The 14,848-nt window shown below is 71.7% G+C and carries 12 protein-coding genes; 4 read left to right on the plus strand and 8 right to left on the minus strand.

Going from position 1 to position 14,848, the window contains the following annotated elements; translation table 11 throughout:
- Positions 1–68: 68 nt before the first annotated feature.
- On the plus strand, positions 69–1,286 hold the full coding sequence (locus Mam01_RS00410) for an FAD-dependent monooxygenase (protein ID WP_204283247.1): 1,218 nt from the start codon (positions 69–71) through the stop codon (positions 1,284–1,286).
- 425 nt (positions 1,287–1,711) lie between these two features.
- Here Mam01_RS00410 and Mam01_RS00415 read toward each other — a convergent pair whose 3' ends face one another.
- Both Mam01_RS00415 and Mam01_RS00420 read right to left on the minus strand, forming a co-directional pair.
- Positions 1,712–2,425 carry an FMN-dependent NADH-azoreductase gene (locus tag Mam01_RS00415; RefSeq protein ID WP_204283249.1) on the minus strand — a complete coding sequence of 238 codons (714 nt, stop codon included), beginning with the start codon at positions 2,423–2,425 and terminating at the stop codon, positions 1,712–1,714.
- A 116-nt stretch (positions 2,426–2,541) separates the two neighbouring features.
- Complete coding sequence (locus tag Mam01_RS00420) at positions 2,542–3,789, minus strand: hypothetical protein (RefSeq protein WP_204283251.1); 1,248 nt, start codon at positions 3,787–3,789, stop codon at positions 2,542–2,544.
- Between the two features lie 261 nt (positions 3,790–4,050).
- Here Mam01_RS00420 and Mam01_RS00425 point away from each other — a divergent pair, with 261 nt between their 5' ends.
- Entirely contained in the window at positions 4,051–4,938 is an 888-nt protein-coding gene (locus Mam01_RS00425; RefSeq protein WP_204283253.1) for a hypothetical protein, read from the plus strand.
- A gap of 153 nt (positions 4,939–5,091) precedes the next feature.
- Here the strand turns inward: Mam01_RS00425 and Mam01_RS00430 are convergent, their stop codons facing one another.
- Entirely contained in the window at positions 5,092–5,601 is a 510-nt protein-coding gene (locus tag Mam01_RS00430) for a hypothetical protein (protein ID WP_204283255.1), read from the minus strand.
- A gap of 620 nt (positions 5,602–6,221) precedes the next feature.
- Between Mam01_RS00430 and Mam01_RS00435 the strand changes: the two genes are divergently transcribed.
- A complete protein-coding gene (locus Mam01_RS00435) occupies positions 6,222–6,962 on the plus strand; it encodes a trypsin-like serine protease (RefSeq protein WP_204283257.1) in 741 nt (246 codons plus the stop codon).
- An 81-nt stretch (positions 6,963–7,043) separates the two neighbouring features.
- Here the strand turns inward: Mam01_RS00435 and Mam01_RS00440 are convergent, their stop codons facing one another.
- Together Mam01_RS00440 and Mam01_RS00445 are read right to left on the minus strand one after the other, a co-directional pair.
- Complete coding sequence (locus tag Mam01_RS00440) at positions 7,044–7,892, minus strand: hypothetical protein (RefSeq protein WP_204283258.1); 849 nt, start codon at positions 7,890–7,892, stop codon at positions 7,044–7,046.
- 23 nt (positions 7,893–7,915) lie between these two features.
- Positions 7,916–8,437, minus strand: a complete 522-nt coding sequence (locus Mam01_RS00445) for a SigE family RNA polymerase sigma factor (protein ID WP_204283260.1) — start codon at positions 8,435–8,437, stop codon at positions 7,916–7,918.
- Between the two features lie 397 nt (positions 8,438–8,834).
- Here Mam01_RS00445 and xynC point away from each other — a divergent pair, with 397 nt between their 5' ends.
- Positions 8,835–10,562, plus strand: a complete 1,728-nt coding sequence (gene xynC, locus Mam01_RS00450) for a glucuronoarabinoxylan endo-1,4-beta-xylanase XynC (protein ID WP_275408872.1) — start codon at positions 8,835–8,837, stop codon at positions 10,560–10,562.
- Positions 10,563–10,625: 63 nt separating this feature from the next.
- On the opposite strand, the gene Mam01_RS00455 is transcribed toward xynC, so the two are convergent.
- The 3 genes from Mam01_RS00455 to Mam01_RS00465 are packed head-to-tail and all read right to left on the minus strand — an operon-like array spanning position 10,626 to position 14,846.
- Positions 10,626–12,593, minus strand: a complete 1,968-nt coding sequence (locus Mam01_RS00455; protein WP_204283261.1) for a hypothetical protein — start codon at positions 12,591–12,593, stop codon at positions 10,626–10,628.
- Complete coding sequence (locus Mam01_RS00460) at positions 12,590–13,825, minus strand: glycosyltransferase (RefSeq protein WP_204283262.1); 1,236 nt, start codon at positions 13,823–13,825, stop codon at positions 12,590–12,592. Before Mam01_RS00460 ends, Mam01_RS00455 begins: the two co-directional genes overlap by 4 nt.
- On the minus strand, positions 13,818–14,846 hold the full coding sequence (locus tag Mam01_RS00465) for an ABC transporter substrate-binding protein (protein WP_204283263.1): 1,029 nt from the start codon (positions 14,844–14,846) through the stop codon (positions 13,818–13,820). Before Mam01_RS00465 ends, Mam01_RS00460 begins: the two co-directional genes overlap by 8 nt.
- Between the last annotated feature and the right edge of the window lie 2 nt (positions 14,847–14,848).

Raw genomic sequence — 14,848 nt, forward strand, 5'->3', positions numbered from 1 at the left:
GCCCAGACCGCACCGCCCACCCGAAGGTGACGAAGAGTAGCCACCCCCGGCCAAGGGAGCGCGACGCCATGACGACCGCCAACACCGCCGACATCGTGATCGCTGGCGCGGGGATAGGAGGGCTGGCCGCCGCGCTCGCCCTGCACGCCAAGGGGATCGACGCGGTCGTGCTCGAGGCCGCGCCCGAACTCGCGCCGCTCGGAGTGGGAATCAACATCCAGCCGGCCGCGATCGGCATCCTGACCGAGCTCGGGCTCGGCGAGACGCTGGCGGCCACCGGCATCCGCACCCGGGAGCACCGCTACCTCGACCACAAGGGCGCCACCCTGTGGACCGAGCCCCGGGGCGTCGACGCCGGCCACGAGCACCCCCAGTACTCCATCCACCGCGGCGAGCTGCAGATGCTGCTGCTCGCGGCCGTACGGGACCGGCTCGGCCCCGGAGCGGTGCGTACCGGGCTCCGCGTCATCTGCTTCCACCAGACCCCCTCGGGCGTCCGCGTCCTCGCGCACGACGAGAGCGGGGGAGCGGTCGAGATCGAGGCCGCCGCGCTGGTCGGCGCCGACGGGCTGCGCTCCGCGGTGAGGGCCCAGCTTCATCCCGACCGCGTCCCGCTGTCCCCCGCGGGGGTCGACATGTGGCGTGGCCTGTCCGAGATGGACGACTTCCTCGACGGGCGGACGATGATCCTGGCCAACGACGAGCAGGCCACCCGGCTGATCGCCTATCCGGTCTCCCGGCGCCACGCGGAGCGCGGCAAGGCGCTGGTGAACTGGGTCTGCCTGGTCGCGGCCCCGTCGAAGAGCCTGTCCGGCGACGCGGGCTGGAGCCGTCCGGTCCGGATCGAGGAGGTGCTGCCCCACCTCGCCGACTGGGACTTCGACGGGCTCCACCTGCCCGAGATGCTCGCCCGCAGCCCCCGCATCCTGCGCTACCCGATGGTCGACCGCGACCCCCTCCCGCACTGGGGAGAGGGCCGGGTGACGCTGCTCGGCGACGCCGCCCACCTGATGTATCCGATCGGCGCCAACGGCGCCTCGCAGGCCGTCATCGACGCCGCCACGCTCGCCGCCGAGCTCGCGGAGGGCGACGACGTGGCCACCGCCCTGCTGCGGTACGAAGCCGCCAGGCGCCCCGCCACGACCGCCATCATCCTCGCCAACCGGAACATGGACGGCGCGGAGCGCGGCATCGCCGGTCGCCCCGGCCACGACAAGACCGCCGAACTCGCGACCATCACGCACCGTTACCGGGTGGCGGTGGAGCGGCGACAGCCGCTCACCTGAGCGGATGGACCGCCCGGCCGGTAGCCGCACTTATCGCCGGGCGGTCCATCCTGAATCACCGCCGGAAAACGCGACAGAAGAATTGCCGGGCTCATGCCGGCGAACCGCGCGACGGCGGCATGACAAATTGAAATACCCGGCCCGGGGGCGTAATTGTCCGTTCGCCGGGCGCGGAAAAGTGAGACATCCTGACAATGTGTTTACAGGATGCCGGATCTTCCTCCTCCGGCCCGGCTCGGCCGGCGACGGACGCGGCAGGGACGCCGGACGACAATGGTGAAAACGGCCTCCAGCCGGGTCGTGGTCACACTCCTCGTCCCTAAGACGAACCGCACCGCGGAAAGGTGACACGCGCGGCCCTGCGGGCGGTGTCCGCGGGTGGGCGGACACCGCCTCTCACGACAGGCCGCCGCGCGGCCGGCGCCTCACCGCGTACGGGCCGCCGCCCCGCTGCGGGCCGCCCGGCCCGCGAGGCCGGACACGGCGCTCCGCGCCGCGGCCAGCGAATCGGCCGCCAGGGGCTTGAAGCGGGCCAGGGCGGGCACGTCGGAGGCCCGGGTCATCTCCGCGCTGACGAAGCACAGGTTCTCCGGGGCCACCCCCAGATCGGTGAAGTAGGCCCTCAGGTAGGGCGTCTGGAAGTCGAAGTCCTCCCGTGGCGTGCCCGGGGCGTAGCTCCCGCCGCGGGCGGTGACCACCACCACGTTCGTCCTGCGGAGAAGGTGGTCTCCCGTGCGGGGGTCGAGGAACGCCCCCGGGAAGGTCACCCGGTCGATCCAGGCCTTGAGGGACGCGGGCACCGAGTAGTTGTACATCGGGACGCCGACCAGCACCGTCTCCGCGGCGCGCATCTCCGCGATCAGCGGCAGGGTCAGCGCCCACTCGCGCTCCTCGGCCGGGCCCTCGGTCAGCTCCGCCACCTCCGGCAGCGCGACCGTGCCCCGTCTCTCCACCCGGATGCCGAGGGAGACGAAGGCCGGGGACACCAGCGGGACCGGTTCGGCGGCGAGGTCGCGGTACCGGTAACCCGCGCTCCCGTGCAGACACCGCCAGGTGTCGGCGTAGAGCGCCGTCAACTGCCTGGTGACCGAGTCGCCGTGGTCGCTGGCGCTGGAGTCCAGGTGAAGCAGGGACGTCACAGGCTCACCTCCTGTCGCTGCGCGTGCATCGCGCACTCCTTTCCCGATACTTTCCGTCACACACCTATGACGTTCGGTAGTCGCGAGAGGTGACAGGGTCGTACCGGAAGCGGGAGTCAGTAGCCGTAGCGGCTCTTCAGGTGGCGCCAGAGGTCACGGAGCATCCACGCGTCGAACTCGGTGATGGAGGTGGCGGTGCCCGCCTTCATGAGGAAGCAGCACTGGCCGGTGGGCGTCCAGTCGTAGAAGTCGTCGAGGCCGAAACCGTGCCCGATCTCGTGGAGCAGGATGTGGATGTCGTCGCTGCCGAGGTTGTCCACGAGATACTCGCTGCCGATGCGCTGGCCCCAGTCGCCTCCCGCACCGCCGTCCATGCCCGCCGTGAGCCACAGGGACATGTCGTAGTGGTGGGAGGCGCCGCCGGGACAGCCGGGATAGGCGCCCGACTGGTTGAAGAAGCGGCCGCACGGCTCCGCGCACTGCGGCGCGTTCTCCCGCATGTCGCCGACGTACACGTCGACCGAGTCGTCGTCCCACTGCAGGGTGGCGCGGTCGCGGACCGCCCAGCCGACCACCTTGACCGGCACCTCGGCGTACGGCCAGCCGTCGTGACCGGCCATCACGTTCATCCACTTGCCGAACGACCTGGCCAGCGCGGCGTGGACGCGGTCGCGCAACTCCGCCGACACGGGGGCGGGGGAGTCCCAGCGGACGCAGTAGTTGATCGATCCGCCGTTGGCCATGATCTGGTCCCAGCCGAAGTTGCGGAAGCCGTACGGGTCGCGGTCGCCGGACTCGGTGTGCCGCCAGACCTCGTCGAGCGGGGTGACCAGGGCGGCGGGCGGGTTCCAGCCGCTCGGCGCGGCGGCGGTGTCGGCGAACGCCTTGACCTCCAGGAGCCCGACCGCGGCCCGTCCGCTCTCCAGCACGATCCGCAGCCGGGTGGTGGTGACGGCCGGGAACGAGGCGGTGACGTAGCCGTCCACGGCGACGGGGTAGGCGGCGGGGATGTCGGCGTAGGCGGCGCCGTCCCAGCTCTGCAGCCTCCAGGAGACCGGCTCCCGGACGCCGCCTCCGTCGTCGAAGAAGTAGACCTGCGCCGAGGAGATCGTCTGGGCGGAGGGCCAGGTCAGCAGGGCCCACTGTTCGCCCGCCTGCGGCCAGGTGCCCCAGCGGCGGTTCCGGAGGTCGTTCGAGCGCGGCGGGTCGATGCCGTCGTTGATCGCGGCGACGCTCTCCCAGGGGGAGGTGTAGGAGGCGGTCGCGGTGGCCCAGGGCGCCACGTTGCCGAGGGCGGCGTCCGAAGACGCGGGCACCAGCAGGAAGCCGGCGAGCAACGCGACAACGGCGAACAGACGCCTCATGCGGGCTCCTTCGCGGCGTCGTGGTGGTCCACGCGCCGCTGTGGGGGGTGGGGCACGGTCTCCGAGTTTTTTCGGTCCGTTTTGTGGTGTCAAGGGGTGAATTACGGTCATGTGCCGTTTGATGGGCCGAGGGCGGGTGAGATCGTCCCCCGGTGCCTGTCTCCGTGACCCGTCCTGCCAGCCGTTACGCCGCGGGCCGGCTGGGGGAGCGCCCGGCGAACCGGCGGTGAACCGGCGGAGGCATCGTTTCGTCTATCCGGCATGAGCCGCTTCCTGCCAAGCGCCGCGCGTGGCCTCCTGGCCGTCCTCCTCGTCGTCCCGCTCGCCGCCTCCGGCTGCGGGTCGCCGCCGGACGTCGCGGCTCCCGCCGCCGACACCCGCTACACGGCGACGGGGACCGTGCTGCAGAACGGGAAGCACGGGCCGCAGCTGTGCGCCTCGGTCCAGGAGTCCTATCCTCCCCAGTGCGGCGGAGCGGACATCGTGGGCTGGGACTGGAAGGCGGTCAGAGCCGAGTCGTCCGGTGGCGTCACCTGGGGGGACTACCGGGTCGTCGGCACCTGGGACGGCTCCCGGCTCACACTCACCGAACCACCCCGCGAAGCCCGTACGTCGGGAGACGGCGTATCGGGGACCGATATGACCAGTCCGTGTCCGGAACCCGCGGGCGGCTGGCGGCCGGTGGACCGGGCGAAGGCGACCGAGGAGGCCATGCGGGCGGCGATGGACCGCGCGGCGTCCGCCGACGAGTTCGCCGGCGGGTGGCTCGACCAGCACTACATGGACGGAGTCGACTCCCATGACGTCCGGACCATCGAGAAGATCGGCAACGACCCCACGCGGTATGTGCTGAACCTCATGTTCACGGGGGATCTCGCGGGGCGCGAGCGCTGGATCCGCGAGGTCTGGGGCGGCGCGCTGTGCGTGAGCGGCGCCGAGCGGACCGAGTCGGACCTCCGCGCGATCCAGCGTGAGCTGGAGGGAGAGATGGAGAGCAGGCGGTTCCTGACCCTGTCCGTGGACACCATCGGCAACCACGTCAGCGTGGGGGTATACGTCGCCACGCCGGAGCTGGGACGGGAACTCGACGACCGCTACGGGAAGGGCGCGGTGGCTCTGGAGGGCTTCCTGAAGCCGGTCGGGAGCTGAGCGCCGCCCGGCCCGGAGAACGGGAGAGCCCCGCGAGGCGGCTGCCTCGAGGGGCCGTGGGTCCGGCGGGTTCGATGGGCGTGGGCTATCCGGTCCTTGCGGATGTCGCTTTCTGTCTCTCCCTGCTCTTGTGGCTGTTACCGCGAGCCGTCGTCACCGTCCGAACTCCTCCCGGCCCCGCTCGCGCTCGCGGGTGCGCTCGCGCTCCGCGCCGCGGCCGCGTGTCTCCTCCCGGAAGCGTTCGCGTCCGCGTTCCTCCCGCATGCGTTCGCCGCCGCGGATCTCCTGGCGCATGCGCTCGCGTCCGCGCTCTTCCCGGATCGGGATCCGTTCGCGTCCGCGTGTCTCCTCCCGGAAGCGCTCGCGTCCGCGCTCTTCCCGGACCGGAATCCGCTCGCGGCCACGAATCTCCTGCCGCATCCGCTCGCGTCCGCGCGTCTCCTCCCGCATACGTTCCCGCTCCCGGACCTGCCCGGTACGGCCGTACTGGCCGTATCGGTGGCGCTCCCGTCCACGGCACCTGCCTCCGGGGCAGGGCTGCGCCGGAGCCCGCACGGACTTGGCGGTGATGCCGGCGGCGTTGGCGGACTGCGCCTGCAGCGCCACCGGGGCGGCGAGAGCCGACACGGCGAGCGTGGCGGCGGCCAGTGCTTCTCTGAGCATAGGTATCACTCCGTCGACTCCGTGATGTCACCGGGAACCCCGGCCGCACGGAGCGCGATTCGATCCATCGAACCCTGGATCCAGACCCTGGTTCTCACGCTAGGGGTAACAAACGGCACAGTCACCCATCAAGCCGCAAACAACGCCTTTCCGCATCAGAAAACGCACCTTCCCCTGGTGTGTGGCCCTGCCGTTCCTCAGGGCTCACGACCGCTTTGCGCGACGGGCGAAACCGTCACGGGGAATTGCGCGGGGTTGGTGGTGATCACACCTGCCGGAGCCGGCGCGTGCTCCGTTCCCGTCCCGGCCGTTACCGCGGATCGCCGTCCGAAGCCGCGCCGATTCCGGAGGTTGCCGTGACCGCCGTCTTCGCCGCCTGCCTGGGCGTACGCGACCACCCGCCTCGTGCGGGTCGCCGGCGCGGACACCGCCGCCGCGTCGACGAGGCAGGTCCGGGCGGCCCGCCGATGGGGACGGCCGAGCGGACTTTTCCCCGCCTTCGCCTACGCGCCCGTCCGGACACACGGCCGGTAGATCTTTCTCCAGGTTCCCGGGCAAAGCGCATAACCGGGGTACATTTGCCTATGCGTTTCGTCCCATTTGTCATGATTCTTGTTGGCATGATCGCCGGAGTCGCCTCCCCCGCGTCGGCCATCACCAATGGCTCGGTGGATCGCAACGATCACCCGCAGGTGGGAGCCCTCATCGGCGACGCGCCGGAGAGCGACGGCACGTGGGCGTACTGCTCCGGCACGCTGATCTCCCCGACCGTCTTCCTCACCGCCGCCCACTGCGGCGGTTCGGGGCAGCGGACGGCGCGGGTCTCCTTCGCCGACCGCTACGAGCCCGGGGTCAAGGTCTTCACCGGCCGCTTCGTCCGCGACCCGAGGTACACGCGCGGGCACCATCTCCATGACATGGCGGTCGTCGTCTTCCCCGCCGCGGTCCCCGGGATCAAGCCGGCCAGACTGCCCGCCCCGGGCCTGCTCGACCGGATGCGGGACGACGGCACGTTGCGGTCGACCCGGTTCACCCCGGTCGGCTACGGCGCGCTGACCCCCACCAGGAAGAAGCACGGATGGCGGTTCACCTACAACGACACGCGTAACCGGACGTCCATCTCGTTCGAGCGCCTCGGCGCCGACCTGCTCAAGCTGACGCCGGACTCGGAGCGCGGGGACGGCGGGACCTGCTTCGGCGACTCCGGCGGCCCGAACTTCCTCGGCGCCGCCGACTCCGATCTGCTCGTGGCCACGACGATCAGCGGAGTGGACGACGCCTGCAGGTCGACGAACATCGACTACCGTCTCGACACCTCCTCCGCCAGGGAGTTTCTGAGGTGGTTCGTCACCCTTCCCTGACGAGTGGCGGAGGCCGTCGCGGTCACGCCGCCTCGCGGGCCCGGGCCGGGGCGGCGCCGCCCCGGCCCGGGAACCGCCTGATCAGGACTTCGCTGCGGCCGGCTTCGCGTCCCGACCCTTGAGATCAGGGGCGGGCTCACTCTTGGCCCCGCCGGAGGCGTCCACCGGCCCGGGCACCACCTCGCCGGCGGGTGGGGCGGTGACGCTCACCGGGGTGCCGAAGCCGGCGATGTCCATGACGAGCCGGTGGCCGCCCTCCGGGAAGTCGAACTCCAGCCGGCGCACCCTGCCCTCGTCGTCCACGTCCACCCGGCCGGAAAGCGCCGAAGACCGGAACTTCGCCTCGCCTGAGCCGGATTCGTCCGTCAGCGTGAAGACGAACCGCCGCCCGCTCCACCCGGGGCCGGACGCCGCGCCGTCCTCGCGTACGTCGGTGGCCGCACGCAGCCGCTCGAGGGCCGCCTGCGGGTCCTGCGGGGCGAGCTTGACCAGGGCGGCCGTCGGCGGCGCGTTCCGCAGTCTCTCGTCGACGCGCGGCAGCGCCTCCCACTTCGCGGCGCCGGCCGGCTTCTGGTACATCAGGTCGCCGACGAAGCGGGTCTCGGACGGATCTCCGGCCTCCGCGATGACCCCGGTCCGCCGGACGGGATCGAAGGCGCCGTCCCATCTCCTGCCGTCCGACTCGACGTGGACGCGGAAGCTCTCACCACTGGTGGTGCGGAGAGCCGCGGCAACCTGGGCCTGCGCCGAGACCTGACCCGCGGGCAGCGCCGTGACGATCACGGTCACCAGTGCGGCGGCCCCCAGCGCGACGAGTGACGGCACCAGGATCCGCCTCGGCCGGGGGGCGATCGCCGGCATGAGGTCGATGCCCGCGGGCCGATCCTCGGTGGCTCTGACAAGCAACGTGCGTAGGTCTCTCTCGTTCATTTCCGGCTCCTCGTGTCGGTGTCTCACCGGAGACCACTCCCTTCCGCCTCGGCGTGGTTGACCACCAGACCGGGCGATATCAGCCGCCGCATCGCCTGCAGCCCCCGGTGGGTGTGCGACTTGACGGTCCCCACCGAGCAGCCCATGAGGTCGGCGACCTCCGCCTCGGGCAGGTCGGCGAAGAACCGCAGCACCAGAGCGGTGCGCTGCCGCGCGGGTATCCTGGCCAGCGCGTTCCTGACGTCCTCGGCCACCGCCCGCGTCTCACCCAGGTCTTCCGCGCTCGGCAGACCGGGGTGCTCGGCGCGCGGGATCTCCCGCCGCCATCGGGCCCGCCACCAGGAACGGTGGGTGTTGACCAGGATGCGCCGCAGGTAGGCGTCGGGCTCGCTGCCGGTGTCCAGCCGATGCCAGACCTTGTACAGCTTGCCGAGGCCGGTCTGCACCAGATCCTCGGCGGCGTGCCAGTCTCCCGTCAGCAGCACCGCCGTTCGCAGATGATGGTCGCCCCGGCGCCGTACGAACTCCTCGAAATCCGCGTCCACCCGGTCTCCTCTCGTCGGCGGATGCCACCCCGACACGCCCTGAGGCCCGATCCGGGTTGACGAGAAGCGGGGAATTCGCACGAATCCGGGCCGCCCCGGTTCGGACCTCGGCTGAACCGGTGCAGAGAGCGCATTCCCTACCTGTAAGTTTCACGGTCCGGCGAGACGTTCGCACACTTCACGGGCGTACGGGACACACCCCGTGCTTGACCCCCGCCGGGGGCGGAACCACACTCCGCTGGAGTGTTACCCCCTCCGCGCACCACCTTGAGCGGTCCGCATCCCCGGCATCTCCCGTGCCGGTCCCTGCGAGGGAATGTTAACGCCAACATCCGGGAGCCGATCCGAACCGGAGCGTGCGGGCGCGGACCGGCACCGGAGACCATGAGGAGGAGACATGACGCACGACCAGAATGGGCCGGTGAGCGGTGAGCGAAGGGCGCTCAGCCGGCGGTCCGTCCTGACGACGATAGGAGCCGTGCCGGTCATCACGGCCACGTCGGCGGTCCTGGGAGCCACCGAGGCCTCGGCGGCCACCGCGACCGTCAATCCGTCGGCGCAGCGGCAGACGATCAAGGGCTTCGGCGGTATGACCCACGCGGCCTGGGCCGGCGACCTGACGGCCGCCCAGCGGGACACGGCGTTCCAGACCGGCGAGGGCAAGCTGGGGTTCTCGATCCTGCGGATCCCCGTCGGCGAGAGCTCGGCCGACTTCGGCCGTGACCTGGCGACGGCGAAGCGCGCGGTCGAGCTCGGGGTGACCGTCTTCGCGTCGCCGTGGAATCCCCCCGCCAGCATGATCGAGACGTTCAACCGCAGCGGCCAGACCAACGCCAAACGCCTCCGGTACGACCAGTACGCCGCGTACGCGACGCATCTGAACTCCTTCAGCACGTACATGAAGAACAACGGCGTGAACCTGTACGCCATCTCCGTGCAGAACGAGCCCGACTACGCGCACGACTGGACGTGGTGGACCACCACCGAGATGGTGAAGTTCCTGCGGGAGAACGCCGGCTCGATCAACACCAGGGTCATGGCGCCCGAGTCCTTCCAGTACGTGAAGAGCATGTCGGACCCGATCCTCAACGACGCCACGGCGCTCGCCAACACGGACATCATCGGGGCCCACCTCTACGGCACGTCCTACTCGAACTTCCCCTACCCCCTCTTCAAGCAGAAGGGCGCGGGCAAGGAACTCTGGATGACCGAGGTGTACTACCCCAACAGCACCGACTCGGCGGACACCTGGCCCCAGGCGCTCGACGTGGGCGAGCACATGCACCGCGCCATGGTGGAGGCCGAGTTCCAGGCGTACGTCTGGTGGTACATCCGGCGCAGCTACGGCCCCATGCGCGAGGACGGCCAGCTCAGCAAGCGCGGCGCCATCATGGCGCAGTTCGCCAGGTTCGTCCGCCCCGGGTACGTGCGGATCGACGCGACGGCGAACCCGGCGACGAACGTCTACGTCTCGGCGTACCGGAGCGGCGACACCGTCGTCATCGTCGCCATCAACAAGAACACCTCCCCGGTGAGCCAGCAGTTCAGCGTGGCGGGCGCCGGCTCGGCCGGTGTCTCGTCGTGGGTGACCGACGGGAGCAGGAACGTCGCGCCCCAGTCGGCGACCACCATGTCGAACGGCTCCCTCACCGTCACGCTTCCCGCGCGCAGCATGACGACCTACGTGACCAGCCTCAGCGGCTCCTCGCCCTCCGCGACGCCCACGGTCACCCCCACCGTGACGCCCTCCCAGTCGCCGAGCCAGTCGCCCTCCCAGTCGCCCAGTCAGTCGCCCACCGGCGGCACCGGCGCGGCACGGGTCGCCTACACGATGAACACCTGGAGCAACGGCTTCACCGCCAGCATCAGCATCACCAACACCGGGTCGTCGACGATCAACGGCTGGACGCTGGCGTTCACCCTGCCCTCCGGACAGACCATCACCTCGGGCTGGAACGCCACCTACTCGCCCTCCAGCGGCCAGGTGAGCGCCCGCAACGTCGACTACAACGGCACGCTCGCCCCCGGGGCCACCGTCGACATCGGCTTCCAGGCGAGCCACACCGGCAACACGTCCAAGCCGACCTCCTTCACCCTCAACGGCGTTCCCTGCACCGTGGTCTGACCGGCACCCTCGTCTGACCGGCACCGCGGCCCCTCTCCCAGGAGAGGGGCCGCACCCGCCGGGTCACCAGGGGCGTACGAGCCGGGCGGGATCGAACCGGCCGTTCACCCGGGGGCCGGGCGGGTAGTTCAGAGTGATCTCGGTCAGTCTCCGCCCGGCCAGGTCGTCGCGGACCGCGCGGTAGCGCTCCGCGGCCCCGGACGCCCGGGAGTGCGGAGCGAGCGGGTGCCCGCCCAGGGCCCGCCCGTACCGGCTCACCTCCTCGACCCAGGCGGCGGGCTCCAGCAGGCCCGCGGCGGGCCGGGCCGCCCACCGGTGGACACCGGTGGACACGGGAAGGACCATGACAGCCGGAGCCGTGGAGGGGGAGAGGCGGCCGGCGAAGAACTCGTCGGCCCATCGTTCCGCCGCGTCCACCGCCGTCAGAGCGGGCAGCGGATCAGGCGCGTCCGGCGCGAGCCCCTGATCCAGCAGGAAGGCCGACCGGGTCACGAACTCCCCCGAGAGCCGCGGCAGCCGCTCCCGCACGTCGGCGACGAGGGTGAGCCCGTGCACGGGGAACCGCTCGCATCCGGTCATCCGCAGCCACGGCGTGCCGTCGCGGGGTCCCGCGCCCGGCCGCACCACCCGCAGCGCGCAGAACTCCACCGTCCTGAGGTACGCCGCGGCCTCCTCGGGCCCCGCCCCGCAGCCGGGGCAGGTGACGACCTCGACGGTGAGCGGGGGAGGGAAACGCGCCGTGCGGAGGAATCCCTCGGCCTCCCGGGTGGCGAGCCGGCGGAGGATCTCACCGGCCGATAGATCGCCGGAGGCGGCCGTTCGCCTCCGGTCCGCGGTCAGGCCGCGCGTCAGGCCCGCGACGCCCAGATCGGCCAGGGCCGCCCGAGCGTCACCGGTCAGCAACGCCCTGTCGGCGGCGGGCAACCCCGAGTCGATCCAGCTCGTCACCGCCGCCCGCCGCAGCGGACCGGCGAGATCCGCACGCGCGCCGGTTGCAGGCCCCGTTCCGCGCCCGTTCTCAGGGCCGGTTCCGGCGCCGCTCGCGACATCGGCTCCCAGCAGGAACGCCGCCGCCCACAGTTCCGCCGCGGTGCCCGGCGCCGTTCCGGCCTCCGCCAGGGCCCGCGCCCGGTCGCGGCCGCCGGAGGACGCGAGGTATTCCTCCAGACCTCCCAGGACGTCCGCCTGGTCGAGACCGAGCACGCCGCACCAGTCGCTCCATCGCCCGAAGGGATGCCGGACGAACTCCTCGCTCGTCGGCCGCAGAAAGCCGAGGAAGCAGGTGCCGAAGGCGTAGGTCACGGAGAAGTCCCAGGTGGAGGCGCCCTCCGCGCGCATCACCGCGCCCTTGTCGAAGCGCGGCGGCTCCCGCCAGCGGTCCGGGAGGAGGTCCGCGCTGGGCAGCAGGACCGTGGCGCGCCGCACGCCGTGATCGGTGTTGCCGGCGACGCTCGCGACCTCGTCGTGGTCGAGCAGGTGGGGCACGGCCGCCAGGACGAGGTGGTCACGCTCACGGAGGAAGAGATCGATCACCGTGTCGTCGTCGCGGATGTGGTCGGGAACTCCCGCCAGGTAGTCGCCGAGCTCCTTGGCCAGGCCGACCGGCAGGACGAGCCCCTGCGTGGGGACCCACTCGCCGGGGACCAGCCGCGCCCACGAGGCGCCGCCGGCCGCCGCCTGGCGGATCGCGTAGGAGTTGTAGGGCGAGTTCCAGTGGGCGTAGAGGGCGAGCGCGTCGTCCGGGCGGGCCGCGACCGCGGCCCGCAGATGGGCGGAGAACCCGTCCACGAGGAGCACGTCGTCCTGGAGGACGAGATGGTGGGTCGCGTCCGGGCTCCAGGCCGTCCACGCGCGCTTCGCCGTACGCAGCGGGCTGGGAAACGAGCCGGGGTCGGGGTCGGGGACCGGCACGAGCCGCAGCGGAGCGCACGCCTCGGCGATCCGGGGAATCCTGTCCCCTCTGGCCGGGTGGTACATGACGGCGACGCTGATGCGCGGGAACCCGGAGGAACCGTCGAGCCGATCCGTCATCGCTCCTCACTTTGGGTGGTCTCCGCCGAGGGCAGCCACCGGACGCGCCGGCCGATCCGGGCCGCCTCGCTCTCCAGGAGGTCCACCGCCCACCGGGGATAGGCGCGCAGGGAGGGGGCGAGCAGGCAGAGATCGAAGGTGGCGGGCTCCAGCAGCGTGCGGAAACCGTGCAGCGGCAGCACCTCGATGCCGGGGAAGTTCCGGCGCGCCTCCTGCGCGAGTCCGGGATCCGGCTCGACACAGAGGTCGCCGCCGTTCACGGCGTACAGGCAGTCGGCCCCGAACAGGGCCGTGGCGGGGCCGGGATCGACCGGCGGGCCGGACGGCCGGAGCCGGGCCAGGCCGATCCGGTTCCGGTACGCGGCCCGCAACTCGGCGAGCCGCGGATGGAGCTCGTGCGCCCAGCAGACCGTGGAGACCTCGACGACCGGATCGGGGTGCTTCCGCAGCAGGAGCGCGGCGTGCTTCTCGTAGCTGGGGCGCAGCGCGGCGAGGTCGCGGGTGTGCGGGATCTCGACGCAGGCCGCCCGGCGGGCCAGGGTGAACCTCAGCCCCTTCTCGTACAGGCGCCGGCCCAGCTCGACGTCCTCACCGCTCCAGCCCACGAAGTCGTCGTCGAAGCCCCCGGCCAGGTGGAAGTCCGCGGCGCCGACGGACACGTTGCCGGTCCAGTAGAAGATCCACGGAGCGGCGTACCGGTCGATGTCCTCTCCGAGGCTCCGGTAGCACGGCTCCCGCATGTCCCGGTGCCGCCCGCTCCGGGTGAACCGGTCGATCAGCTCGTCGGGGGGCTCGTCGAGATCGCCGGTGGAGACCCGGTTCGCCGGGTCGTGGTCGTAGCCGAAGATGTAACCGATCACGGCCCGGCCGCCGCCCTCGTGCGCGGCCAGGTGCCCGCTCAGCAGGTGGCGGGAGGCGAGCATCCCGCTGTCGAGGAACACGAGGATCCGCCCCTCGGCCCGCGCCGCGCCGAGGTTGCGTGCCTGCCCGGCCCGGAAGCCGAGGTCCCGCTGGTAGACGTATCCGATCCGGAGGGTCCCGGCATGGCCCTCGGCCACGAGCCGGGTGTCGTCACTCGACCCGTCGTCGGCGACGATCACCTCGTACCGGTCGCGGGGCATGTCCTGGTCGGCCAGGGAGCGCAGCGTGCGGTCCAGCTCCCGCGCCCGGTTGTAGGTGGGGATGACGACCGACACCTCCGGTGCGCCGTGCCCGGCCGGCCGCTCAGCCAACGAGGGCCTCCTTCGCCAGGCTGGTGTCCAGCACCGAGGAGACGGGAGGCAGCGAGCTCATGCCCCGGGCCCGCAGACCGGCGTAGACGGGACCCGCCAGCCGGTCGGGGTCGATCGAGCCCAGGCCGCGATCACCGGCGGAGCCGCGGATGAGCGCGCCCTGCACCTCGTTCTCCCGCCGGGCCGCCGCCGGGTCGAGCCCGAGGTCCTTGCCGTACTTCTCCACGGCCAGCCTGGTCCCGAGCGCCGGGTCCTTCAGGTTCTGCCGGTATCCGCGGATCACCGCGCGCAGGTAGCCGACGAAACGCGCCCGGTCGGCGGCGAGGTCGGCGCGCCTGACCGCCATGACGAGCGCGTAGTCGGGCATGCCCAGCTGTCCCTGGGTCACGCTGACCACGCGTACGCCCTGCTGCTCCAGCGCGATCGGCTGGGCGGTGACGTAGCAGGCCATGACGTCGCAGTCCCCCTTGGTGAGCGCCGTGGTGCCGGCGCCGACCGGAACCCGTTCGTACCGGACGGGCAGTTTGTTGACCTTCAGGATCGCCTCCACCATCACCTCCGCGCCGGGGGACAGGCCGATGCGCCGGCCCACGAGATCCTTGGCGGTGCGCACCGGGTTGGACGCGAGGCTGACGAAGCCGCCCGGGCTCTCCTGGAAGACGGCGCCGATCGCGACCAGGTCGGCCTCGCTCTCCCGGGCCTTGACGAGGGCGCCGAAGTCGACCAGTGCGACGTCCGCGCCTCCCGCGGTGACGACGCTGACGGCGTCGGGGATGTTCGGCCCGCCGGCGAGAAGCGGCGCCGACAGTCCTTCCTCCTTGAAGTACCCCTGTTCCTCGGCGATGTAGAAGCCGGCGAACGTCACGGTCTTCAGCCAGGATAACTGGGTACGCACCACCTTCCCGCCGTCCGCGGACCCGCCGCCCGGCGACGGAGAACACGCCGTGAGCAGCCCCGCGGCGCTCATTCCGCCGAGGGCCACGGTGGTGCGCAGGAACCCGCGCCGGGAGAACTGGTCCACTA

Source organism: Microbispora amethystogenes, from assembly GCF_016863015.1.
In the GTDB taxonomy this organism is placed as follows: Bacteria; Actinomycetota; Actinomycetes; order Streptosporangiales; family Streptosporangiaceae; genus Microbispora; species Microbispora amethystogenes.

Coding starts and splice junctions, on each gene's coding strand:
- Mam01_RS00455 (WP_204283261.1), bottom strand. CDS start 12,593: ATGACGGATCGGCTCGACGGTTCCTCCGGGTTCCCGCGCATCAGCGTC.
- Mam01_RS00435 (WP_204283257.1), top strand. CDS start 6,222: ATGATCGCCGGAGTCGCCTCCCCCGCGTCGGCCATCACCAATGGCTCG.
- xynC (WP_275408872.1), top strand. CDS start 8,835: ATGACGCACGACCAGAATGGGCCGGTGAGCGGTGAGCGAAGGGCGCTC.
- Mam01_RS00425 (WP_204283253.1), top strand. CDS start 4,051: ATGAGCCGCTTCCTGCCAAGCGCCGCGCGTGGCCTCCTGGCCGTCCTC.
- Mam01_RS00410 (WP_204283247.1), top strand. CDS start 69: ATGACGACCGCCAACACCGCCGACATCGTGATCGCTGGCGCGGGGATA.
- Mam01_RS00440 (WP_204283258.1), bottom strand. CDS start 7,892: ATGAACGAGAGAGACCTACGCACGTTGCTTGTCAGAGCCACCGAGGAT.
- Mam01_RS00420 (WP_204283251.1), bottom strand. CDS start 3,789: ATGAGGCGTCTGTTCGCCGTTGTCGCGTTGCTCGCCGGCTTCCTGCTG.
- Mam01_RS00430 (WP_204283255.1), bottom strand. CDS start 5,601: ATGCTCAGAGAAGCACTGGCCGCCGCCACGCTCGCCGTGTCGGCTCTC.